Consider the following 22,091-nt stretch of genomic DNA (forward strand, 5'->3'; position numbering starts at 1 on the left):
TTCAACATCCGGAAGAAGACGTCAATCGAACATCATCCTCTTTCTTACCCTGCTAACTTACGGTAAAACTATCTTTAGTGACGTTTGCGTTGGCCAGTCAATCTGATCATTAATCCATAAAGGAAAAACCCACTGAGCAATCCCCCGAAGTGAGCCGTCCAGTTAATGTTCGCTACAGCGAAAGAAAACAGGATACCAAACCCAAGCAGCGTGTACAACGTTTTGCGCGAGGCGTCATCCATCAGTGACCGCTGGAACAGGGCAACGTATAGGAATGCTCCATAGATGCCATAAATCGCTCCTGAGGCTCCTACAGAGACTGTCGTTTCCGCCATCATGTTGTAATGTGCGATGGACAGTATGTTCCCTACAATGCCCGTGACCAGATACAATAACACATAGCGGAAGGACCCCAGCAAACGCTCCAGCGGAGGAGCGAATACGAGTATGGCGAAGGAATTGAACAGAAGATGATCAAACCCTGCATGTAAAAACATGGCTGATACATATCGCCACAGCTGATCAGTGAATGGCGCTTCATTAATCAAAGCTCCATATCGGATCAGCGTCAAACTATTTTCCGATCCACCCTGTACGGTGAGTACAATAAACATCACAATATTAATGAGCAAAATCAGACAGGTCACTGGGTAAAACCGCAAATAACTTTTCCAGTTCTCATAACGTAAAAAAATCAAGGCAATCCTTCCTTCATGGGTGTCTCCACCTTATTCAAATTGGACAATGTCTTTTATAAAAGATTATAATAGATTTCGGCAACGATAACCAATGCTAAAAACCAAGGAGGCTATTACATATGGCACAAGAACGTACAGGAGCTGCTACTTTTAAAGGCAATCCTTTGACACTCTTAGGTCCTGAACTGAAGGTTGGAGACCAGGCACCTGATTTCAAATTACAGAAAAACCTGCTAGAAGCAGCTACGCTTCAAGACTTTGCGGGCAAAGTCAAATTGATCAGTGTTGTTCCTTCTTTGGATACAGGCGTGTGTGACGCACAGACTCGACGTTTTAACCAAGAAGCTGATTCCCTTGGGGATCAAGTCGTGGTGCTAACTGTCAGCGTCGATCTGCCTTTCGCTCAAGCTCGTTGGTGCGGTGCTGCCGGTATCGACCGCGTATTGACACTGTCCGACTATAAGGATCATTCCTTCGGCGAAGCTTATGGTGTGTTCATCAAGGAATTCCATTTGGATCATAGAGCTATTTTTGTAATTGATCAAAATGACAAAATCGCTTACGTAGAATACTTGAGCGAAATGTCCGAACATCCTGACTATGACCAAGCGATTGCAGCAGTGAAAAAACTCGTATAAATCAGACTGAATATTAAAAAAGCGAGTGAAGGGTTGCCTTCCTCGCTTTTTTTGACGTTTATCTGCCACATCACTGCTCACACATCTACAATTACTGCACGACCTTATGAGCGGACAGCTTCTTGTCAATCACAGCGAACAGTTGCAAAATGATGCGGTAATTCGCGCCCAAGTCCCCTAGCGATCCGCGTGAAGCAGAATAAATATCCACCGCACTCCGAACTGGCGAGACGGACAATATGGAAACGGTAATGTCGACGGTTCTACCGAACGCCGTTCGCTTCTCTAACGTAATCTCACCTACAGATGCTACCTCATGGAGTACCTTGTAGCCAGGAATTTTTTTCAAAATAGATGATACTTCTTCCCAAGCCTTGTCTCTCGATAAGTTATAATAGCGTGTCTTCATTTGGGGGTCCTTGACCCGGTCGCTTGTACCTTCTTGGCTGCGCACAATCCCTACCAGAGTCCTCTTCAACGACAAGACATTTCCTCCTTCACGATAATCGTTGCCATAATGCAGCACATCGGTTTTTTTGCTGCAAGCGCTTTATAAAAACGTTAAACAACAAAAATTTAACCGACCATACCTGTGGTATGCGACCTTAGTACCTCATGTCTTAGTTTAACATTGTTACATACAAAAAACACCCTGTTTCTGCACGAAGCATGAACAGAGTGTATTCATTATCTTTGGAGTACCCGCCGATGCCGTCCGACCATAGCGTCTTCTGAACCTGCTTTAGCAGGTGGGTGACCGCAGAATAAACTTTTGAAGTCCCCTTGTCAGGAATTGACAGGGCTTTTCAGCTGTTCATCCGTATAGATCTCCCTAGACATTGTCATTGGTTCAAAACAACAAATGACCGTAACGTGCATCGCAGGATGTGACCTTATTATAGCGCTTCTCACTCAGAAAGTAAATGCTAGGAGAAATATGTTTTATTTTTAGAGGTTATCACTTTTCTTGTCTTCAATGGTTGCCGTATCTTCATCTTTCTGCTTCATCTTTTCCATTTGATCTTGCATTTTGAGAAATGTTCCATAAAAATTAAAGAAAGCGAACCAAGCAACCACGCTGCCGATGAAGAATAGGAAAAGCACAGGATATTTGACTCCAATAAATATAACAACGGCGCTGCCGAGCATAGTGGAAAATACACGGAATGGTCGAATCAGCGTCAGTAAAACCGCATTTTTAATAATTTGTCCGGTAGACATATGATAATGAGCCACCATCGAAAAGAAGTTAAACATAGACACAAGCAAAATAATGATAAGAATAAGCATAATTACGCCCACGATTTGCAAGTTGCTGAGTTGTGTCATATATACGGTATAATCTACATACATGATGACAAATAGCAATGTGTAAAAGATACCCCCGATCAGACTCTGCTTATAATTCTCCTTATACCCTTTAAAAAAGGTACGAAACACGCCTGTATCGGTATCCCCCATTACCCATTTGCGAACCACTGTGAACATAGCCGATGTGGCTGGAAATAAAGTAAGCGGTGCCAAAACAGCCATCGCCCAATTCATTTGTAAAGACTCATTAGCCAAATTCTGATTCATTACAAGTAGTTTCAGTATGAGGCAGAATACAAAAGGCGACGAACATAACACCCATAACAAATTTGTAGCCGCCAGTCGGGTAATCCACTCGGTGAGGCGGTAAATACCACCCATAGCTCCTTTAAACTCCAATGTCAGTCTCTCCCTCCGCAAGCCTTGGCAGTTCCAAGACTCATGTTGCTATGCCTATAAATTCCGGCTCTTGACTATATCATACCGTATTTCAGCCCTAATACGCCAGAGAAATCAATACGTGACCTATTAAAGCAGATCGCTAAAAGGTTCATTCATACTGATCAATTATAACAAAAAAGCCGAAGCTTCATCTGCTTCGACTTTTCATTATTTCATTTCTTATTCGGAAGAGGAATCTTCACGTCTTGCAGGACGACGAGTTTCTCCATTGCTGCTCGGGCGTGGTTTACGATCTCCACTGTAGCGGCTTCCGGAATCACGGTTGTAGCCACCGCCGCCTTCTTTGCCACGGTTGTAACCGCCATATCCACCTTTACTTCCACTACCGCCGGTACCGCCAGAACGGTTGGAATTGTAACCACCGTTGCTGCGACCGCTATAGTTGGAAGGCTTGCGACCGCCAGAACGCACGTCTGGTTTACGACGTTTTGCACGGATCGGATCTTCTGGAGTCAACTCAATCGATGCTTCTCTTTTCTCACCAGTCATCAGTTTCAGAGCTGCGGAGAGAAGTTGTACAGAATCATATTGCTCCAGCATTTGAATAGCCAAACCTTTGTACTCGTTCAGCTCACCGCTTTCTACAGCCTCTAGGAGACGTTCAGCAATGATACGTTGTTTGCCTTCCAGAGCTTCAGCCAATGTTGGAAGCGGCTTGCGTGGAATGCGGTGACGAGTTACACGTTCGATAAAGTGCAAATGGTCAATTTCACGAGGCGTTACGAAAGACCAAGCTTCCCCTTCTTTACCTGCACGTCCAGTACGTCCAATACGGTGAACATAGCTTTCTGGATCTTGCGGAAGGTCAAAGTTCACAACGTGAGTTACGCCGGAAACGTCCAAACCACGGGCAGCTACGTCAGTCGCTACGAGCACGTCGATGCTTCCGTCACGGAATTTACGCATTACAGCATCACGTTGGTTTTGAGACAAGTCACCGTGTAAACCGTCTGCAGAATATCCGCGTTTTTGCAGAGCTTCAGCCAGCTCGTCTACCCGACGCTTGGTACGACCAAATACGATAGCAAGTTCTGGGGATTCCATGTCGATCAAACGGCTCAATGCTTCGAATTTTTGACGCTCAGGAACTTCGATATAGGCCTGATCAATCAGTGGAGCACTAACTTGTTTAGGAATAACTGAAACATGCTCAGGATTTTTGAGGAATTGCTCAGCCAATCTTTTAATATTAGGAGGCATTGTAGCCGAGAAAAGCATCGTTTGACGCTCGTCTGGAACTTGCTTCAGAATGGATTGAATATCTTCCATGAAGCCCATATCCAACATTTCATCTGCTTCATCCAAAACAACTGTGTTTACATCTTCCAGCTTGATGGTTTTGCGATTAATATGGTCAAGCAAGCGTCCTGGCGTACCAATAATAATTTGAGGTTTCTTTTTCAAAGCACGAATCTGGCGTACGATATCTTGTCCACCATAGATTGGCAAAGTACGAAGACCTTTGAAACGGGAAAGTTTTTCGATTTCTTCAGCTACCTGAATAGCAAGCTCACGTGTTGGTGCCATGATCAGGGCTCTGATTTTTTCGTCGCTTCTAGAAATTTTGTTAATCAGCGGAATACCAAACGCAGCGGTTTTACCAGTACCTGTTTGGGCTTGGCCAATCATGTCTCTGCCTTGCAGTGCAATCGGGATGGATTGGGATTGAATTGGTGTTGCTTCTTCAAAGCCCAGTTCTGTAATCGCCTGAATTACTTTCGGTTCAAGATCAAATTCTGCAAATGTCGTCAAATTTATTCAAACTCCTTCATAATGGTGGATGTGGTGGACAATCCACAATGTTGTCTGTATTCTTAAGTAGCGATATTATTGTATAAGTTTTCCCCAATACAGTGACAGTTTATTTAGACCTATAACTGTATCTTTCTGTAATGAATTTGGGGAACCTATCCGATACATCTTAAACGAATTTATCCTTTTTAAAACAGTTTAAATTTTAAGTGTTTCTCTGGACATAGGTCCCTACTCAAGAATATCCACATCGCATTATAGCACAGAACAATTCATGAATACCAGCAAGTTGCTTCCCGTATAATTTAAATGAGGTGAAAATAAGTTGTTAAAAATAGTGTTAAACTGCTTAATTGTCATTCTTGGAGCCGCTGCCATTGCATGCGGTTTTAATCTGTTTCTCGTGCCACACCACTTGCTGAGCGGGGGAGTAGCCGGTCTTTCCATGTTAATCGGCTACTTCACAAAATTTGATATCAGCGCGATGTATTTTATTATCAATATTCCGATGCTTATTGCAGGCTGGTTTATTTTAGGCAAGCGTTTTATTAGCCTGAGCATTTTATCCGTTGTCGTTACAACGTGGATTTTGGCCTGGGTGCCGGTGCAATCTGTCGTGTCGGACCCCCTGCTAGCCTCCGTTTTTGGTGGGGTGATGATCGGCGTTGGAGCAGGAATTTCCTTTCGGGTAGGGGGTTCTACGGGCGGTTTTGACATTATCGGTTCCATCGTCACTCGTTATCGTGACTTCCCCGTAGGAACTGTACTTGTTGGCATGAATGGACTGGTCATTCTTGCAGCAGGATATTTGAACGATGATTGGAATATTGCACTTGCGTCCATGCTATCTATTTTTGTGACTGGCAAGGTATTGGATCAAATCTATGTCAGTCACACGAAGATTACCGTCTACATTATTACAGAACACACCGACAAGCTACTGGAGCGGATGTTAACCACACCACGCGGTGTTAGCAAAATAAAAATTGAAGGCGCATTTTCACATACCGAAAAGGACATGCTGATGACTGTCACGACACGCTACGAGCTAGTTGAATTAAAACGGATCATTAAAGAAGTGGACCCTTCAGCTTTTGTCAATATTGTGGAAACGGTTGGGGTGATGGGTTCATTTCGCCGAAGATAAGCACAAACCCAAGTGTCAAAATACAGTTTCTGTGGTACACTATATGTGCGCTGTTCCCATAGTATATAAAGACCAGCTTTACCTGCTATTTCACAGGCACTTTGCTTTTCCGAATCGTATTGAATGATTCTTTTGGAATGATTCCGAGCAGGAAAGGGTGATTTTTGTGGAAATGGAAACGGTAAAACTGTCCGACATTGTCTTAAGATGGTACCCAGAAATGCTCCCTTCTCTCAAAAAGGATGAGCTGAACTCGATGATTGTGCTTCGGGACGGGATGGCCATACTCAAGCCAACGGATGCGCTAGAAATTATTCAGTACAGTATTTGCGAGCATCAAGACAATAATTATCTTCAATAAATTTCTTTACCAAGTGCCGCTTCTTCCGGTTACATCTACAACCGCGAAGAGAGCGGCATTATTTATGCATTTTTATGGATTCAATGAACACAGGTTGGGTTAATCATGTAAGACTGTGCCTGATGATTCCAGTATTGGTTACAAGCATGTTGTTTTTCGATACATAACTTTACGTATAATCAGGTAAGCGACATACATAAGGGAGAGAGTTAGGAAATGAATATGATTTGGGCAATTATGCTATTGGCGATGGGGATAGGCGGAAACGGCGATCAGTCAGCCAACGTTCCAAATGTAAAAGATACGGTGGCAACAACAATTAGTAGCGCCATGATCCAGGCTCAGCACAATAATATGAAGGTGGATGCCTCCAATCCTCCAGTTAAAATTGACCCACAACCGACGACTCCTGCTATAAAGGGCATCTACGTCACGGCTTATAGCGCAGGCGGTTCGCGTATGACTCAGCTGCTTGAACTGCTTGACAAGACAGAGCTCAATTCCATGGTTATTGATATTAAAGACGATGCAGGTTACATCACTTATCCAACGACCAATCCCGAGCTGCTCAAATTGGGCAAGCCGCAAAAATTCATTCGGGATATTTCCGGTTTGATGGACCGATTGAAAAAGCATAATGTTTACCCGATTGCTCGTATTGTCGTATTTAAAGATACGGTACTAGCTAACAAAAATCCCGAGATGTCTTTCCGTAACCCTGACGGCTCTGTCTGGAAAAACGGCAAAGGAGACGGGTTCGTCAATCCCTATAATAAAGAAGTATGGGATTATAATATCGCCATCGCTAAGGAAGCAGCCAAACTTGGTTTTAAGGAAATTCAATTTGACTATGTACGTTTCCCCGAAGGCTTTGAGAAAAGAGCAGACAAGCTGAAATATACCAAATCAGATCAATCTCGCTCGGATGCAGTCGCTGAATTCGTACAATATGCCCGTAAAGAGCTTGCTCCATTAGGTGTACGAGTATCGGTAGATATTTTCGGATATGCCGCATCCGTTCCTGCTGCGGAGGGGATCGGACAGGATTTCACTAAAATCTCCGAAAATGTGGATGTCATTTCGCCCATGGTTTATCCAAGTCACTACACCACAGGCTGGTTCGGTGTAAAAGACCCCGATAAGAATCCATACCAGACGATTAAAGGCTCCATGGCCGATACACACAAAAAGCTCGATCCGACGGGCAAGCTAAAGCCAATTATTCGTCCTTGGATCCAGGATTTTACCGCAAGTTGGTTGGGGAGCGGACATTATGCTAAGTATGGAAAAACTCAAGTAGAGGACCAAATTCGAGCGCTTAAGGATATGAAAGTGGATGAATATCTACTTTGGAATGCCACAAACCGCTATACTAGCGGAGTAACATACAAATAATTTATCTCTCCGGACTTTTTATTATTTTATATAAAATTTAGAAATTATATAATCATTTCGAAGGCTGTCCCGTTGTTTGGCGAACGGGTGCAGTCTTTTTTATTACTGTTCAAATGTATCGGTATCCCTTACAATAAATACTTACATGTTATGATACATACGAATAATCAATCCCTAGTAAATGAGGAAAACAAAAATGCAATTGACTCTAACAACGGGACAGAAATGGAAGCAACTTTTCTACATTTTGCTCCCTATCTTGATTACCCAGCTTGCACTATCTGCCATGACTTTTTTTGATACGAATATGTCGGGACACTTTTCCCCTGCCGATCTGGCTGGAGTAGCCATTGGAGTAAGCCTATGGGTTCCTGTACAAACAGGCCTTAACGGAATACTTATGGCTATCACGCCCATTGTATCTCAATTGGTAGGAGCACAGCGCAAAGATAAAGTCTCCTACTATGTCATTCAAGCACTTTGGCTCTCTCTCGCCCTGTCTATGGTCGTTTTGATTGCTGGCATCATTTTGGTCAAGCCTATTTTGAACGGTATGAATTTGGAATTGAGAGTTCATAATGTGGCCCTATACTACCTTTGTGCGATGGCTTTCGGGATTGTTCCTCTATTTGCCTATACTGTACTCCGAAGCTTTATGGATGCATTGGGACAAACCCGCTTTACGATGTTCATCACGCTCATGTCGTTACCCATTAATGTATTGTTGAACTATCTCCTTATTTATGGAAACTGGGGTTTTCCGCGTCTGGGGGGTGTAGGCTCCGGGGTGGCAACGGCAACCACCTACTGGATCATCATGCTGGTCGCCGGTATCACTGCGCATCGTGGAAGAATATTTGCCGAATACCGAATCTTCAGCAAAATATACGGGATTGCCGCTGGTGCTTTGAAAGAGCTCATCAAGATTGGCGTACCGATTGGATTTGCTATATTTTTTGAGACTGCCGTCTTTTCAGCCGTCACTCTCTTCATGAGTAGCTATAATACAGCTACCATAGCTGCACATCAGGCCGCCATGAACTTTGCATCTACGCTGTATATGATTCCACTCAGCATTTGCATGGCACTTACGATTCTAGTTGGCTATGAAACAGGGGCTACTCGTCCGCGGGATGCCAAAGCTTATAGTGTAATGGGGATTAGCAGCGCAGTAGGTCTATCATTGATTACAGCTATTGTACTGCTTATCTGGGGTGAACAGGTCGCTCGACTTTACTCCACCGATCCGCAGGTCATTCAATTGGCACAGCATTTTCTAATCTATGCGATTTTCTTTCAGATATCTGATGCTGTCGCTACACCTACACAAGGAGCGCTACGCGGGTATAAAGACGTCAATCCAGCCTTTTTGCTCACATTCCTCTCCTATTGGGTCGTTGGGCTTCCTGTAGGATATATACTGGCACGCTGGACTTCATTGGGACCCTACGGCTACTGGATCGGTTTGATAACAGGGTTGGCAGTAGGCGCTATTTTACTTCTCTGGCGTCTGGTGAGAGTACAACGTCGTTTCGCCGAAAAAAAACAACACGCAGAGGCTATTTAGCCTTTGCGTGTCTCGATTACATATGCTGCGCCTAAAGTTATTCGTTTTTTCTCCACAATAGCCACTTCATTCAGCTTGGGAGGATATAGAAAGTGTCTCTCCACATGTTGTTCAATCTCTTCAAATGCCTGTTCTTCATTTTCAGCAGCGAGAATGACGGTCAGCGCTCCTTCCGAACTGTCCACTTCGATTTTGAATAGGTACATATATGACTACCTCCTGATAGGACTCAAAGCTAAAAAAATAGCGGATGACTCGGGTCATCCGCATAATTTTGATCATTTCCAATATCAGAGCCGATCTATTTTACATAAAGGCTCTTATTATTGGGACAAACGCAAGGCCAGCTCATAAAGCTCCATATTGAAATCTTTTTTGGTATTTACAACCTTGTCAATATCTGTAGCTACCAACTTACCGTCGATCATTCCGCAAGCCTTGTCAGATATGCCCTCGATCAATTGGCGAACAGCAAAGTCACCCAAACGGCTCGCCAGGTTGCGGTCAAACGCTGTTGGTGTGCCTCCACGTTGGATGTGTCCAAGCACTGTAACACGAGGCTCATAATCCGGACAGTTTTCTTGGATAACTTGTGCTACTGTTTCGCCTTTGCCTACACCCTCAGCAACGATAATGATACTGTGGCGTTTACCATGCTTAAAGTTTTGTTTCATCCGGTCGGATACTTCGTTCAGGTCAAATTCTACCTCAGGCACCAAAATCGTTTCTGCGCCAGAAGCCAGACCCGCATGCAGAGCAATATCACCACAATGACGTCCCATAACTTCCACGATAGAAGAACGTTCATGGGATGACATCGTATCACGCAGCTTGTTGATTGCGTCCACTACAATACTAACCGCCGTATCAAAACCAATAGTGTAGTCCGTGAAGGAAATGTCGTTGTCAATCGTACCCGGAAGACACATCGTTTTAATGCCTTGCTTGGTCAGTTTGTTAGCTCCTTGGTAGGAACCGTCGCCACCAATCACGACTACGCCGTCAATTCCACGGTTACGCAAAATTTGAGCGCCTTTTTTCTGCCCTTCTTCAGTCGTAAATTCCAGGCATCTTGCAGATTGAAGTACAGTTCCCCCACGTTGGATGATATCTCCGACGCTTCTCAGATCCATTGGAAAAATATCGTCGTTCAAAAGGCCTTGATAACCACGTTGAATCCCGAATACTTCCAGTCCAAAATACAATCCGCTACGTACGACGGCGCGAACTGCCGCGTTCATCCCTTGTGAATCTCCACCACTTGTTAATACTGCAATTTTCTTAACTGCTGTCATGATTTATGACCTCCTCAAAATAATCATATAAGCCTTCTTATCCATCGACTGTTTAATAAGAAAAACAAACGCATGAGTGGACTATTTTTCATTAAACGTCTCGAAACAGCGCGAACGTCCTGCTGCTCGCTAACTTTAGGGTCGGATAAATATAAAGCCAGCAATCCCTCGATAATCATCCGGTGAAAGGAGCTGGCAGGGACATCTGCAATATCAGCCCGCGCCCGATTCACAACGTAGGCGATCCGGTCTAGCACCATGTCGGTATCTTCATAATAATTGCAAAAGTTAAGATCTCCGCCCTTCCGGTCTTCGTCTTGATCGATTAGATAATCCAGCAAAATATGAAGACTGCACACATGTGGAAAATACGATGCATGTATTGAGGCAGCCCCTGCATCTGTCAGATGCTGGTCGCTGGCAGCAAGAAACAGCATAAAGACCCCCAGAGTTGAACCGGTAGCCGCAGCAAACTCATTCCAGCGCAACTCTGGTGTACGGTCTTTATGAAGCGACCACCAATCCAAAAGCGCTTGTTCCCGCAGCTCGGGTTTAATATGCTTGTATACTTGCAAATCCGTGTATAATCGCGCCAAATCCTGAACGTAAGGCATGGCCGCCTCATAGCCCGGAAGCCTGCTTACACAAGACTGACAGGTTGTCACCAGCCTGGTCAAATAACCGCCATCCTCCTGCTCACGACGCAACTCATAATAATTCACTGGCCTAGCCGTCGGATTAACCGCATCCAGCATAGCCTGATGCAGTAGCCTGAAATCATCCGGGTCCATGGACGTACTGCGATCACACAGGTTGTCCAGATAATCACTAATGGTCTGATACGCTACGATCAGCGGAATTAGCGTCTGCCGGGCAGACATATTGGCAGCGGCATAAACCGCTCCACCCACGCAGTGAAATGTCTTATCCGCTATGCTCGCAAGCGCCTGGCTTCGCAGCTCAGGGTCCGGAATTTGTTCGGCCTTGCTCTTCCAGTTACTCAATTCTAGTTTCGTTTCAGGGAGAATGTGCTTGTACATTCGGCTCATTAGACCTATGGGGCCTCTCGGTACTTGATAACGTCCTTGCTCAACATAACTCAAATGACGGTGCCTCCACATTGTTGTCTACGTAATTATACCTATCCAAACCATATCCATTATAATATGATCGTCCTTTTAGCACAAATGAACAACCTCACTTTTTTCTTTAAAATTCAAGAAAATGAGCTATTCTTACAAAAAGAATTTTATACCTGTAATGTTTTATTAGTCAAAAATAGGAGTTACACAAAATCTATCCTTATAAGACTTTAATCGCAAATAGTATAAATGGCCTACCTATCCCTTGTCCTCTGCGGGCTTCATGGCTTGGATTCCCTCTCCCATGCTTGCCTGCTTCCATTTCCCGAAAGCATAATAGTAAATGACTGCTACGGCAGAAATAGCAAAACCAACAGGAAAGCTCCACCATACAGCATCTAGACCATACTCATCGACAAATACATAGGCCAAAGGTATACGAATGCCCCATAATGAAATAATGGTAATTAAAAGCGGTATCATGACGGAACCCGTCGATCGAACAACACCTGTAATGACATTGGTAACACCGAATATAACAAAAGACCACAAGGTGATCAGATTAATCCGCATACCCAATTCCAATGCACCCCCTGTAGAAGGAAGGAACATGAGCAAGGCCTGACGATTAAACACGTAAATTAATACCACAGCTCCACCAGTCAACACAAAATTATACACAATCCCAATCCAGGTTGTCATGCGCACTCGATCCCAACGTCCGGCTCCGATATTTTGAGCGGCAAAGGAAGATACAGCTGCACCTAACGCCATTGCTGGCATCTGCACATAGCTCGACAAATTATTGGCTGCTGTATAAGCTGCTGCTGCCACTGTCCCGTAGCCGTTTATAATATTTCCGTTGAAGCGGCAGTCAATGCGGCTTCTCCCAGAAACTTCCCCACCCAGATGGAATTGATCGTTCCATTCAGGGATTGCAGAATGTTTCCGAACAGCATCGGCAAAGAGAACATAAACAGCGTTTTGGCAATAGGACCTTCAATCAGGGAAGGCTTACGACTAGCCTCTGCTGCACTCATTTTCTCAACTCCTTCAATTTGAAATGTCTTCTGCCTAGTTTTATTACGTATAATACCCTATTCCTGCTCAATCTTCTCATATCATAAACGTATTTACGCAAAAAAGCGCAGTCCCTTAAATTAAAGGAACTGCGCTCTCAATTCATAGTTTAACCGTAATATATAAGACATCCGTAGAAACGGAACCATTCTTACAATTCAGTTACACTTACAGTTTGATTACGTTAGCTGCTTGGGGTCCACGGTTACCTTCAGTAATTTCGAATTCAACCGCTTGACCTTCTTCCAAAGTTTTAAAGCCGTCGCCTTGGATTGCGGAGAAATGTACGAATACGTCCTCGCCACCATCCATTTGAATGAAGCCATAACCTTTTTCTGCGTTAAACCATTTAACTGTACCTTTCAAGTGAACAACCTCCTAAAAATACCGCCATCTATGGCGAATATCCATATTATACTTCATGCTTTTTCACAATGCAATTGATGTTTTTCCGGGTTTTTCGGGCTGGAATGATTTGCTTTTGCGGCGGAAACTGCGGTATCATGAACCAAAACATCTATAAAATCGGAGACATGCATATGATGAAAAAACACGAAATATACAAAAAAGACAATTGGAACATGATGACTGTCGAGGTGCAGGGCCGTTACATCGTTCTACGGGAAATATCTGATGATTGGGGCGAGGAAGCCCACACGTTTTTAAGCCGTCCGGCGCTAATGCATTGGGCTCAAAATCGGTTTCCCAAGCAGTCCTTTCAAGATAATGAGGAAGAGTGGCAGCGGATCATGAACGCTTTCAAACAGGTCTAGCCTATTCATGGTGTCCAACAGCTATCTCATCTTCATTATTCTGGCCTTCACGCTGGGCGGAGTGCTGATCATGAAGCGTGATACGATACCGACTCCTCTCAAAAAGTGGATGGCCCTCACTGCTGTAATCATGGTTTGCCTTGCCTTTTATCTCATTGTATACAGCTTATTAAATATAGGTTCCAACCCACAGTAAGGAAAATTATACTTTCGGGCGTAAGAGGTCATACTATGGCAAAACAAGCCATGGTATAAGGAGGATCTGCCGTTACATGCATCCTGTAAAACCTCTTGCCCTGCTGCTTACGGTAAGCGTGGCGGTTTCTTCGTTTTGGCATCCGTCCCTTACTGCCGCAGCTCTACCCCACATTACGTTCGATCAGAGGAGGCTCTCCATGAGTGAAATTGTAAAACGCGCTGATGCGCCAGTGGAAAATACATGGAAACTGGAAGATTTGTTTCCCAACCGCAAAGCATGGGATCAAGAATACGAAGAAGTCAAACAACTAGCCAAAAAGGCTGAACAATTCCAAGGCAAGCTCAATTCAGCAGAGTCGATTGGCAGCTGCTTTAAATTGGAAGATGAATTGTCGCTTAAAACCGAGCGTGTATATGTGTACGCACATCTGCATCATGATGAGGATACAGCTGAACCTACATACCAGGGTCTTTCGCAAAAAGCCAAAAAATTAGGCGTTGAGGTTAGCGAGTCTCTTTCTTTCGTGACGCCTGAAATTTTGGCATTGCCGGATCATCAGCTCGATGCCTTCATTGAAGATCCGAAGCTTGCAGATTATCGGTTTACACTTCAAGAAATGAAGCGGGAAAAAGCACATATTCTGGGCAAGACAGAAGAAGCGTTGCTCGCTCAGGTTGGCAATCTGGCTCAAGCCCCGCAAACGATTTTTGGCATGCTCAACAATGCCGATCTGAAGTTTCCAAAAATTAAGGATGAAAACGGCAAAGAGGTTGAGCTGACTCATGGCAGCTACATTCAATTCCTCGAAAGTCCGCACCGCGAAGTTCGCGAACGTGCTTTTAAAGCGGTATATGACACATATGCCAAAAATAAAAATACAATTGCTTCTACACTAAGTGCCAATGTAAACAAAAATATTTTTTATTCTCGTGTTCGCAAATACCCTTCTGTACTGGAAATGTCACTGTACGGTGACAATATTCCGAAGGAAGTGTATACGAATCTCATTGATACCATTCATGAAAGCTTGCCCCTGCTCCATCGCTACATCAAGCTGCGTAAAAAGTTGTTAGGTGTGGATGAGCTCCATATGTATGATTTGTTCGCTCCACTTGTGGACGAATACAAGATGGACATTACGTATGAAGACGCCAAAAAGCAAACAAAGGAAGGCCTTAAGCCACTGGGCGCGGACTATCTGGCTTCGTTGCAAAAAGGCTATGATGAGCGCTGGATTGATGTATACGAAAACGAAAACAAACGTACTGGTGCATACAGTTGGGGAGCTTATGGTACCCACCCATATGTGCTGCTGAACCATAAAGATAACCTGAACAGCATGTTCACACTTGCTCATGAAATGGGGCATGCGTTGCATTCGTACTATTCAGACAACGCATTGAAGTATAGAGATGCACAGTACACCATTTTCCTGGCTGAAGTGGCATCCACAACCAATGAAGCGTTGCTAATGGACTACCTGCTGAACAAATCAACCGATCCGAAAGAGAAAATGTACCTTCTCACCTACTATGCAGATCAATTCCGCACAACGGTATTCCGTCAAACCATGTTTGCGGAATTTGAGAAAATTGTACATGAACGCGCTGAACAGGGAGAATCCCTTACACCACAGCTTTTATCAGAGATTTACTATGATCTGAATGTGAAATATCACGGGCCTGGCATGAAGGTAGACAAAGACATTGAAATGGAATGGGCACGGATCCCTCATTTTTATAACAGTTTTTACGTCTACAAGTATGCTACTGGCTTCTCGGCAGCAACCAGTTTCTCGAAACAGATTCTGGAAGAAGGCCAGCCAGCCGTTGACCGTTACTTGGGCTTCTTGAAGAGCGGTGGCAGCGATTATTCAATCAATATTTTGAAAAAAGCTGGCGTTGACATGTCCTCTCCGCAGCCGATCCGCGAAGCGATGAGCGTATTCGAAGAAGTCATTACAGAAATGGAAAAGCTAACTGAAGGAAAGTAAAACCGTGCGCACTTAAAATCCAGCATTGAAATGATGCACGGATAAATCCCTTGTCCATGGCGGGCAAGGGATTTTATAATGTAACGGGAGGAGGTGGCATTTTGAAAACACAATGGTCTTTGATCGCAGCTCTTGTTATTGCTTTGTTAACAGCTGTATTTGCTGTTATTAATGTGAATTCGGTTCAAGTGAACCTTCTATTCAGTAGGGTTAGCATTCCTTTGATTTTGCTTATTCTCGGTTGCACTCTTCTAGGTGGACTTATTGTCGGTTCTTTCGGTATTTTCCGCCAATATAGGCTTCAGAGAGAGATTAAACGTCTGACTACTCAGCTTCATACACTACAAGAAGAGCACACATCCACGGTGGAAGCAAACGCGGATGTGACCTATAACTCGACGGGTTCTTCCAGCACAGGGTCTACATTCGACCAAGATATAGAGCAACCGTCCTCTAACCCTGATCGGTTGTCCAAATGAGGAGGAGCAACAAATGACGATTCAATTAAATGAAGATTATATGATGAACTTTTTAAATCAGCTACTGAACACACCCAGTCCCAGTGGGTATACACACCATGTGATGGAGCTGATTCGTAAAGAAGCGGAAAACCTCGGAGTACAAATCGAATGGAATGCAAAAGGCGGTGCCATCTTGACTCTGAAAGGTCAGGAAACGGACCATACGGTGGCGCTGAGCGCACATGTGGATACATTGGGCGCAATGGTGCGTTCCATTACAGCACAAGGCACCCTACGTCTGACATCCGTCGGCGGCTTCATGATGAACAGCATTGAGAACGAATACTGCCTTATTCATACCCGAAGCGGACAAACGTATACAGGCACTATTCTGTCCAGCCATCCATCCGTGCACGTCTATGATGATGCACGGAGCTTTGAGCGCAAAGAGAGCCATATGGAGGTACGGATTGACGAGCTTGTCGGGTCAAAAGAAGACGTGCTTCAGCTCGGTATTGCGGTGGGCGATTTTATTTCGTTCGATGCGCGTCCAGTCGTAACACCCAGTGGATTTATCAAGTCACGCCATCTGGATGATAAAGCTAGTGTAGCTGCACTGTTTGGTTTACTGGAATCAGCTGTACATGGAAACTGGAAGCCTCGACATACCGTTAAATTGCTCATTTCTAACTATGAGGAAGTGGGGCACGGAGCGGCATACATACCCGAAGGAATCAGTGAGATTATAGCTGTCGACATGGGCTGTATGGGTGAAGATCTGAGCTGCAAGGAAACGGATGTTTCTATCTGTGCCAAGGATTCCTCCGGACCTTATGACTATACTATGACGACCCGTCTGATTGAGCTTGCCAAAGAGCTGAATATTCCGTATGCGGTAGATATTTATCCGCACTACGGTTCAGACGCTTCGGCTGCACTAAGAGCCGGTAATAACATCCGTGCTGCGTTGATCGGCCCTGGCGTACACGCCTCCCATGCCATGGAGCGCACGCACAAGCAGGCCGTGGTGAACACTGCACGTCTGCTTGCAGCTTATGTGATGGTTTAATTCGAACGATAAAAACCGACCTGTTCCCCTGGAGAATAGGTCGGTGAAGGCTTAGTGAAAGGAAATCACAGCTATGGATCTAAAAAAACTACGTTACTTTATCGCAGTAGCGGAAGAACTGCATTTTAACCGTGCTGCGAAAAAACTGAATATCACCCAACCTCCCTTGAGCCAACAAATTCAAAGCCTTGAAGAAGAGCTTGGCGTGAAGCTTTTAGAACGAACCAAGAGACAAGTTCGACTTACGTCAGCAGGAGCGATATTTTTAGAAGAATCCAGAAACGTGGTTGCACAATTGGAAAGATCCATCAAGATCACACAGCTTGCAAGTCAGGGGAAATTCGGACAATTATCCATCGCTTTTGTAGATTCAGCCTCTGGTAGTCTGATGATTAATGCGTTGAAGAAATTCCGAGAGCGTTTTCCAGATGTGAAGCTTACGTTATTTGAAATGACATCTGTCCAACAACTGAAAGCTATACACGATGGCAAAGTTCATGTAGGCTTCCTGCGCTGTGCAGATCCATCTATACAAATCACTTCTCGTCTTTACACCAATGAATCACTCATGGCCGTTCTTCCTCAAACACATCCGTTAGCCCACCATTCAACCTTGTCTTTACGTTCATTAGCGGACGAATATTTTATCCTGTCTCCGCCTCATATGGGAGCTTCTTTTCATAACCTCATACTGGACTTTTGCGGACAACACGGATTTCAGCCTCAAATCGTACAGGAAGCCGTTCAAATGTATACGATCGTTAACTTGGTAGCGGCAGGTATAGGTATCTCCATTGTCCCCTCTTCCGTTTCTGTCTTTCAACGCAGTGATGTCGTATTTCGTTCCTTTCAAGAAGAGTCTCCGTCCATCCCACTTTATGCTGCATGGAAAACAGGTACACACGAAACTGTTCTGACTCATTTTCTGGAAGTGGTTGAAGAAACAGCTTGTAACGAAGAGTTAGACATGTAAATCTCCTTGATCGTATATCTTAACCTGTTTTTCTCGGATCACGTTCAACAATACCATTTAAAATGCTATCCAATTGTCTCATGACCTGCTCATCTAGACGGACACCCGCCGCTTTTACGTTCTCTTTAACCTGCTCGGGCTTGGAAGCACCGATAATAGCTGAGGACACTTGCGGGTTTTGTAAAACCCATGCGACTGCAAGCTGGGGTAGCGTCAGTCCGCATTCTTCTGCAATCGGCTGAATTTTGTTTACTGCCAAAAGGACTTCTTTACGTAACCATTGTCCAGCCAAACGTTCGAAAAATGATGACCCTGCTGTCGTAGAAGCTCTTGATCCCTCGGGTAACGGCTTGTCTGCTGCATATTTACCAGAAAGAATACCTTGTGCCAGAGGTGACCAAACCACCTGCCCAATCCCTTCCTGCTCACAAGCGGGAGTCACTTCAGCTTCAATGACACGCCACAGCATGGAATATTGGGGCTGACTTGCCACGAAAGGGACCTTTAATTCCTTAGCCAGAGCGGCTCCTTGCTTTATCTGCTCTGCTGTCCACTCGCTTACTCCTACATACAAAACCTTCCCTTGCCGCACCAAGTCGGATAAGGCCAAAAAAGTTTCTTCAAGCGATACGGTTGGATCAAAACGGTGTGCATAATATACATCAATATAATCCGTTTGCAGGCGTCGAAGAGAAGCATGGCAGGCCTCCATGATATGTTTGCGAGACAGCCCTTTATCATTCTGTCCGGTACCTGTGGGGTGAAAAACCTTAGTACATAATTCAATACTTTCACGGCGTATTCCCTTTAAAGAATGACCTAAAACCGTTTCCGCCATGGTATCCGAATACACATCAGCAGTATCAAACGTGGTAATCCCTGAGTCTAGTGCAGCGTTTACACAGGCTTGCGCTATAGTATCATCCACTTGAGCACCGTGGGTGATCCAGTTTCCCAATGCGATCTCACTTACCATTAATCCACTTTTTCCAAGTTTACGATATTCCATTTTCAATTCCTCCCTCCCATATGCAATCCATTATACCCACCGTAATTTAATATTAGAAATATATAATTCACACACTTTTAATATGAAAAACATATTAATAATTCGATAAAAAAAGCAAGCCTCCACTCTGAATGGTGACTTGCTTCTGTATTTTAAGATTTACTTTGTTCAATCTGCTCGGCCAGCTCATTCAGGTAGGTCCAGCGTTCCATTTGATGCTCCAAATGCTGTTCGGCCTTCACTTGCTCAGCCATGAGCTCCTGTAGTCGTGCTGAATCACTGAAAGACTCTTCCATCTGTCGCTGAATGTCGGCCAACTTCTGTTCGGCTTGTTCAATCAGCTCATCAATTTGCTCATATTCCCGCTGTTCCTTGAAGGTGAATTTAAGCTTGGTTTTACTTGTCTCCTTGACTGAATCGGAAGGACCCGCAGACTTAGGCGCGGAAGAGCGATTCGAGGAAGCCGTACTCGTCGAGACAGACGTATTCACAGAAGATTGAGCATTTTTACTAATCCATTCTGCATACTCGCTATAGTCCCCTACATGTACTCGTACCTGTCCATCCCCTTCAAACGCCAGTATTTTGTCGACTGTCCGATCCAGGAAATAGCGATCATGAGAAACAATAAAAACCACGCCTGGGAATTCATCCAGATAATCTTCCAAAACGGAAAGGGTCTGAATATCCAGATCATTTGTTGGTTCATCCAGTAATAGCACATTCGGTGCCGACATCAGAACACGAAGCAGATACAAGCGCCGTTTTTCGCCTCCAGACAGCCTGGAAATAACCGTCCATTGCGCGCTTGGTGCGAACAGGAAACGTTCCAGCATTTGTGCAGCTGTAATCGTCGAACCGTCTGCTGTACGAATCACTTCGGCTTCTTCCTTAATATATTCAATGACACGTAATGATTCGTTCATTTCCTGATGTTCCTGAGTAAAATAGCCAAGCTTCACCGTCGGTCCCAGCACAACGTTGCCGGAATCCGGTTCTATATGCTGGGCAATCATTTGGAGCAGAGTGGATTTCCCACTACCGTTAGGACCTAGGATACCAACACGATCACCAGGAACCGCAATGTAGCTCAAATCCTGTATCAGCTTACGAGAATCTACCGATTTGGACAGATGCTCGATCTCCAATATCTTTTTACCCAGACGTGTGGAGGCGACGGACATATCTACAGATCCAGAACGAGCTTCCGGTTGCTGATCCCTAAGCTGCTCATATCGGTCAATACGCGCTTTCTGCTTGGTGGAACGAGCCTTTGCTCCACGGCGAATCCAGGCCAGCTCATTACGCAGCAAGTTCTTCCTTTTTTGTTCCGTAGACGCTTCCCGCACCTCGCGTTCTGCCTTCAACTCCAGAAAACGGGTATAGTTAGCCTCATAACGGAAAAGGCGGCCATGATCCAGCTCCAACATGACATTTGCAACTCTATCCAGAAAATAGCGATCATGCGTGATCATTAACAACGCACCACGTCTTTTTTGCAAATATTGCTCCAACCATTCAACGGACTCATTATCAATATGGTTTGTAGGCTCGTCCAGAATGAGCAGCTCGCAGGGTTGGATCAAAGCCGCCGCCAAAGCCACCCGCTTGCGCTGCCCGCCGGATAGAACGCCCATACGAGACTCAAACTGAGTGATCCCCAGCCGAGTAAGTATATTTTTGGCCTCACTCTCTAGCTGCCATGCCTGGAACGTATCCATTTGCTGACTTGCTCGCAATAGACGGTTTTGAAGCTCCTCGCTACCCGGATTTAACTCCAACAACTCCATGGTTTCCGTATATTCTCGGACCGCTTTCATCTCAGGCTGGTTGCCATGAAAAATATGCTGGAGTACCTTCATTTCGGGATCAAACTCCGGATTTTGTGCTAGATACTGAATTCGCACATCGTTGTTCACTGCAATATTGCCATCATCTGGCGGCTCTAATCCGGAAATTACCCGTAAAAACGTTGATTTACCGGTGCCATTTACACCGACGACTCCTATTTTGTCACGTTCATCCATACCAAAGGAAGCATCCTCAAACAACATTTTCTCACCATAGCTTTTCGTTATATGTTCAACGGTCATAATATTCATACGGATTCCCTACTCTTCCCCAATTTTGTGATGCATCCTGTTTATTTTAACACAGACACAGCCAATGATTAAAAAAACCGTTACCTGAACGAAGTCAGTACGGTTTTTTAGCAACAAGATGTGTCAGGATTTTTGTATTCCGGCTTTACAGCCATGCATAAATAAGTTCGCCACTAATTCAGCCGTCTGATCCACGTCACATTCGCGGAAATCTTGATTCAATAAAATATCCATTTTTAGGCGTTCCAACATACCAATGAATGCCTTCGCATGAAACTCGGACTGCTGTACACCCTCTGACGCCAGTTTATTGTTGACCAAATCAGTATAGTCCTGAATAAATCCCCGCATAAACTCCATTAGATCGGGGTCACTGTTGGGGGTCATAAAAAATAATTTAGTATGCTGCTTACGCTTGAAATAGTAGTGCAGATGCAAATTCGCCATCCGCAGCAGTCCTTCTCCCAAAGTACGATTAATTAATGCACCTTGCATTTCGGCTAGGTATTGCTCACAATCTCTACGTGTGACTGCTGTAAATAGCTGCTCTTTGCTTTTAAAGTACAAGTATACTGTGCCTTTGGCAACTCCCGCTTGTTCTGCAATCTCGGAAATTTTGGTTTCATAGAAGCCTTTGGTGCCAAAGACGGCGTAAGCTGCGTCCAAAATAGCTTCATATTTATCTCCGTGGATATCGCCCATCTTAGCACCTCCTTATACAAGG

General features: G+C 44.5%; 24 protein-coding genes and 1 other RNA gene. 11 read left to right on the top strand and 14 right to left on the bottom strand.

Translation table 11 applies throughout. From position 1 onward, the window contains the following. Window positions 1–74: 74 nt before the first annotated feature. A complete protein-coding gene (locus NLX73_RS08815; protein ID WP_061828599.1) occupies window positions 75–698 on the bottom strand; it encodes a rhomboid family intramembrane serine protease in 624 nt (207 codons plus the stop codon). A 119-nt stretch (window positions 699–817) separates the two neighbouring features. On the opposite strand from NLX73_RS08815, the gene tpx reads away from it, so the two are divergent. Further along, window positions 818–1,336, top strand: coding sequence for a thiol peroxidase (tpx, locus tag NLX73_RS08820; RefSeq protein ID WP_023988020.1), 519 nt, complete (start codon window positions 818–820; stop codon window positions 1,334–1,336). Between the two features lie 91 nt (window positions 1,337–1,427). Here tpx and NLX73_RS08825 read toward each other — a convergent pair whose 3' ends face one another. The 4 genes from NLX73_RS08825 to cshA form a co-directional block, all read right to left on the bottom strand. Further along, complete coding sequence (locus NLX73_RS08825) at window positions 1,428–1,820, bottom strand: DUF1499 domain-containing protein (RefSeq protein ID WP_013309718.1); 393 nt, start codon at window positions 1,818–1,820, stop codon at window positions 1,428–1,430. Window positions 1,821–2,031: 211 nt separating this feature from the next. Then, window positions 2,032–2,226: non-coding RNA, 6S RNA (gene ssrS, locus NLX73_RS08830), on the bottom strand. Between the two features lie 58 nt (window positions 2,227–2,284). Further along, the gene (locus tag NLX73_RS08835; protein WP_025720102.1) at window positions 2,285–3,046 is read right to left on the bottom strand and encodes a YesL family protein; all 762 of its coding nucleotides are present in this window, start codon (window positions 3,044–3,046) and stop codon (window positions 2,285–2,287) included. Window positions 3,047–3,268: 222 nt separating this feature from the next. Next, window positions 3,269–4,861 (bottom strand): degradosome RNA helicase CshA, encoded by a 1,593-nt coding sequence (cshA, locus tag NLX73_RS08840; RefSeq protein WP_254325915.1) that lies wholly within the window; start codon window positions 4,859–4,861, stop codon window positions 3,269–3,271. 325 nt (window positions 4,862–5,186) lie between these two features. Here cshA and NLX73_RS08845 point away from each other — a divergent pair, with 325 nt between their 5' ends. The 4 genes from NLX73_RS08845 to NLX73_RS08860 all read left to right on the top strand — a co-directional run bounded on the left by NLX73_RS08845 (window position 5,187) and on the right by NLX73_RS08860 (window position 9,331). After that, window positions 5,187–6,008 (top strand): YitT family protein, encoded by an 822-nt coding sequence (locus NLX73_RS08845; RefSeq protein WP_165175841.1) that lies wholly within the window; start codon window positions 5,187–5,189, stop codon window positions 6,006–6,008. A 172-nt stretch (window positions 6,009–6,180) separates the two neighbouring features. Further along, window positions 6,181–6,369 carry a hypothetical protein gene (locus NLX73_RS08850; RefSeq protein WP_080683009.1) on the top strand — a complete coding sequence of 63 codons (189 nt, stop codon included), beginning with the start codon at window positions 6,181–6,183 and terminating at the stop codon, window positions 6,367–6,369. A gap of 216 nt (window positions 6,370–6,585) precedes the next feature. After that, window positions 6,586–7,764, top strand: a complete 1,179-nt coding sequence (locus NLX73_RS08855; RefSeq protein WP_254325916.1) for a putative glycoside hydrolase — start codon at window positions 6,586–6,588, stop codon at window positions 7,762–7,764. A 196-nt stretch (window positions 7,765–7,960) separates the two neighbouring features. Beyond that, the gene (locus NLX73_RS08860) at window positions 7,961–9,331 is read left to right on the top strand and encodes an MATE family efflux transporter (protein ID WP_254325917.1); all 1,371 of its coding nucleotides are present in this window, start codon (window positions 7,961–7,963) and stop codon (window positions 9,329–9,331) included. Here NLX73_RS08860 and NLX73_RS08865 read toward each other — a convergent pair. From NLX73_RS08865 to NLX73_RS08890, 6 genes are all read right to left on the bottom strand, one after another. After that, entirely contained in the window at window positions 9,328–9,537 is a 210-nt protein-coding gene (locus NLX73_RS08865; protein ID WP_013309710.1) for a DUF3906 family protein, read from the bottom strand. The two genes, NLX73_RS08860 and NLX73_RS08865, sit on opposite strands and share 4 nt — an antisense overlap. Window positions 9,538–9,654: 117 nt before the next feature. Continuing rightward, entirely contained in the window at window positions 9,655–10,626 is a 972-nt protein-coding gene (gene pfkA, locus NLX73_RS08870) for a 6-phosphofructokinase (protein ID WP_061828603.1), read from the bottom strand. Window positions 10,627–10,649: 23 nt separating this feature from the next. Continuing rightward, window positions 10,650–11,729, bottom strand: coding sequence for a tetraprenyl-beta-curcumene synthase family protein (locus NLX73_RS08875; RefSeq protein ID WP_061828604.1), 1,080 nt, complete (start codon window positions 11,727–11,729; stop codon window positions 10,650–10,652). A 237-nt stretch (window positions 11,730–11,966) separates the two neighbouring features. Continuing rightward, a complete protein-coding gene (locus NLX73_RS08880; protein ID WP_254325918.1) occupies window positions 11,967–12,542 on the bottom strand; it encodes an MATE family efflux transporter in 576 nt (191 codons plus the stop codon). A gap of 14 nt (window positions 12,543–12,556) precedes the next feature. After that, on the bottom strand, window positions 12,557–12,748 hold the full coding sequence (locus NLX73_RS25215) for an oligosaccharide flippase family protein (RefSeq protein ID WP_231109379.1): 192 nt from the start codon (window positions 12,746–12,748) through the stop codon (window positions 12,557–12,559). Window positions 12,749–12,956: 208 nt separating this feature from the next. After that, entirely contained in the window at window positions 12,957–13,154 is a 198-nt protein-coding gene (locus NLX73_RS08890) for a cold shock domain-containing protein (protein ID WP_013309706.1), read from the bottom strand. A gap of 173 nt (window positions 13,155–13,327) precedes the next feature. Between NLX73_RS08890 and NLX73_RS08895 the strand changes: the two genes are divergently transcribed. From NLX73_RS08895 to NLX73_RS08920, 6 genes are all read left to right on the top strand, one after another. Beyond that, window positions 13,328–13,561, top strand: coding sequence for a hypothetical protein (locus tag NLX73_RS08895; protein WP_013309704.1), 234 nt, complete (start codon window positions 13,328–13,330; stop codon window positions 13,559–13,561). Between the two features lie 7 nt (window positions 13,562–13,568). Then, entirely contained in the window at window positions 13,569–13,757 is a 189-nt protein-coding gene (locus NLX73_RS08900) for a hypothetical protein (protein WP_025715827.1), read from the top strand. A gap of 199 nt (window positions 13,758–13,956) precedes the next feature. Next, on the top strand, window positions 13,957–15,753 hold the full coding sequence (gene pepF / locus NLX73_RS08905) for an oligoendopeptidase F (RefSeq protein WP_068940260.1): 1,797 nt from the start codon (window positions 13,957–13,959) through the stop codon (window positions 15,751–15,753). A gap of 56 nt (window positions 15,754–15,809) precedes the next feature. After that, entirely contained in the window at window positions 15,810–16,232 is a 423-nt protein-coding gene (locus tag NLX73_RS08910; RefSeq protein WP_254325919.1) for a LapA family protein, read from the top strand. A 13-nt stretch (window positions 16,233–16,245) separates the two neighbouring features. Then, window positions 16,246–17,283, top strand: a complete 1,038-nt coding sequence (locus tag NLX73_RS08915; RefSeq protein WP_254325920.1) for a M42 family metallopeptidase — start codon at window positions 16,246–16,248, stop codon at window positions 17,281–17,283. Window positions 17,284–17,356: 73 nt separating this feature from the next. Continuing rightward, window positions 17,357–18,256, top strand: coding sequence for a LysR substrate-binding domain-containing protein (locus NLX73_RS08920; RefSeq protein WP_254325921.1), 900 nt, complete (start codon window positions 17,357–17,359; stop codon window positions 18,254–18,256). A 19-nt stretch (window positions 18,257–18,275) separates the two neighbouring features. Here the strand turns inward: NLX73_RS08920 and NLX73_RS08925 are convergent, their stop codons facing one another. From NLX73_RS08925 to NLX73_RS08935, 3 genes are all read right to left on the bottom strand, one after another. Continuing rightward, complete coding sequence (locus NLX73_RS08925) at window positions 18,276–19,265, bottom strand: aldo/keto reductase family protein (RefSeq protein WP_254325922.1); 990 nt, start codon at window positions 19,263–19,265, stop codon at window positions 18,276–18,278. A 152-nt stretch (window positions 19,266–19,417) separates the two neighbouring features. Continuing rightward, window positions 19,418–21,367, bottom strand: a complete 1,950-nt coding sequence (locus NLX73_RS08930; protein WP_254325923.1) for an ABC-F family ATP-binding cassette domain-containing protein — start codon at window positions 21,365–21,367, stop codon at window positions 19,418–19,420. Window positions 21,368–21,490: 123 nt separating this feature from the next. Further along, the gene (locus NLX73_RS08935) at window positions 21,491–22,069 is read right to left on the bottom strand and encodes a TetR/AcrR family transcriptional regulator (RefSeq protein ID WP_254325924.1); all 579 of its coding nucleotides are present in this window, start codon (window positions 22,067–22,069) and stop codon (window positions 21,491–21,493) included. Window positions 22,070–22,091: the final 22 nt, after the last annotated feature.

This window comes from Paenibacillus sp. CH40, assembly GCF_024213605.1.
Lineage (GTDB): Bacteria > Bacillota > Bacilli > Paenibacillales > Paenibacillaceae > Paenibacillus > Paenibacillus polymyxa_B.

Bases quoted from the DNA above. Each gene is read 5' to 3' on its own strand.
- tpx (WP_023988020.1), top strand. From the start codon at position 818: ATGGCACAAGAACGTACAGGAGCTGCTACTTTTAAAGGCAATCCTTTG.
- NLX73_RS08850 (WP_080683009.1), top strand. From the start codon at position 6,181: ATGGAAACGGTAAAACTGTCCGACATTGTCTTAAGATGGTACCCAGAA.
- NLX73_RS08855 (WP_254325916.1), top strand. From the start codon at position 6,586: ATGAATATGATTTGGGCAATTATGCTATTGGCGATGGGGATAGGCGGA.
- NLX73_RS08860 (WP_254325917.1), top strand. From the start codon at position 7,961: ATGCAATTGACTCTAACAACGGGACAGAAATGGAAGCAACTTTTCTAC.
- NLX73_RS08865 (WP_013309710.1), bottom strand. From the start codon at position 9,537: ATGTACCTATTCAAAATCGAAGTGGACAGTTCGGAAGGAGCGCTGACC.
- pfkA (WP_061828603.1), bottom strand. From the start codon at position 10,626: ATGACAGCAGTTAAGAAAATTGCAGTATTAACAAGTGGTGGAGATTCA.
- NLX73_RS25215 (WP_231109379.1), bottom strand. From the start codon at position 12,748: ATGAGTGCAGCAGAGGCTAGTCGTAAGCCTTCCCTGATTGAAGGTCCT.
- NLX73_RS08895 (WP_013309704.1), top strand. From the start codon at position 13,328: ATGATGAAAAAACACGAAATATACAAAAAAGACAATTGGAACATGATG.
- NLX73_RS08900 (WP_025715827.1), top strand. From the start codon at position 13,569: ATGGTGTCCAACAGCTATCTCATCTTCATTATTCTGGCCTTCACGCTG.
- pepF (WP_068940260.1), top strand. From the start codon at position 13,957: ATGAGTGAAATTGTAAAACGCGCTGATGCGCCAGTGGAAAATACATGG.
- NLX73_RS08910 (WP_254325919.1), top strand. From the start codon at position 15,810: ATGGCGGGCAAGGGATTTTATAATGTAACGGGAGGAGGTGGCATTTTG.
- NLX73_RS08915 (WP_254325920.1), top strand. From the start codon at position 16,246: ATGACGATTCAATTAAATGAAGATTATATGATGAACTTTTTAAATCAG.
- NLX73_RS08920 (WP_254325921.1), top strand. From the start codon at position 17,357: ATGGATCTAAAAAAACTACGTTACTTTATCGCAGTAGCGGAAGAACTG.
- NLX73_RS08925 (WP_254325922.1), bottom strand. From the start codon at position 19,265: ATGGAATATCGTAAACTTGGAAAAAGTGGATTAATGGTAAGTGAGATC.
- NLX73_RS08930 (WP_254325923.1), bottom strand. From the start codon at position 21,367: ATGAATATTATGACCGTTGAACATATAACGAAAAGCTATGGTGAGAAA.
- NLX73_RS08935 (WP_254325924.1), bottom strand. From the start codon at position 22,069: ATGGGCGATATCCACGGAGATAAATATGAAGCTATTTTGGACGCAGCT.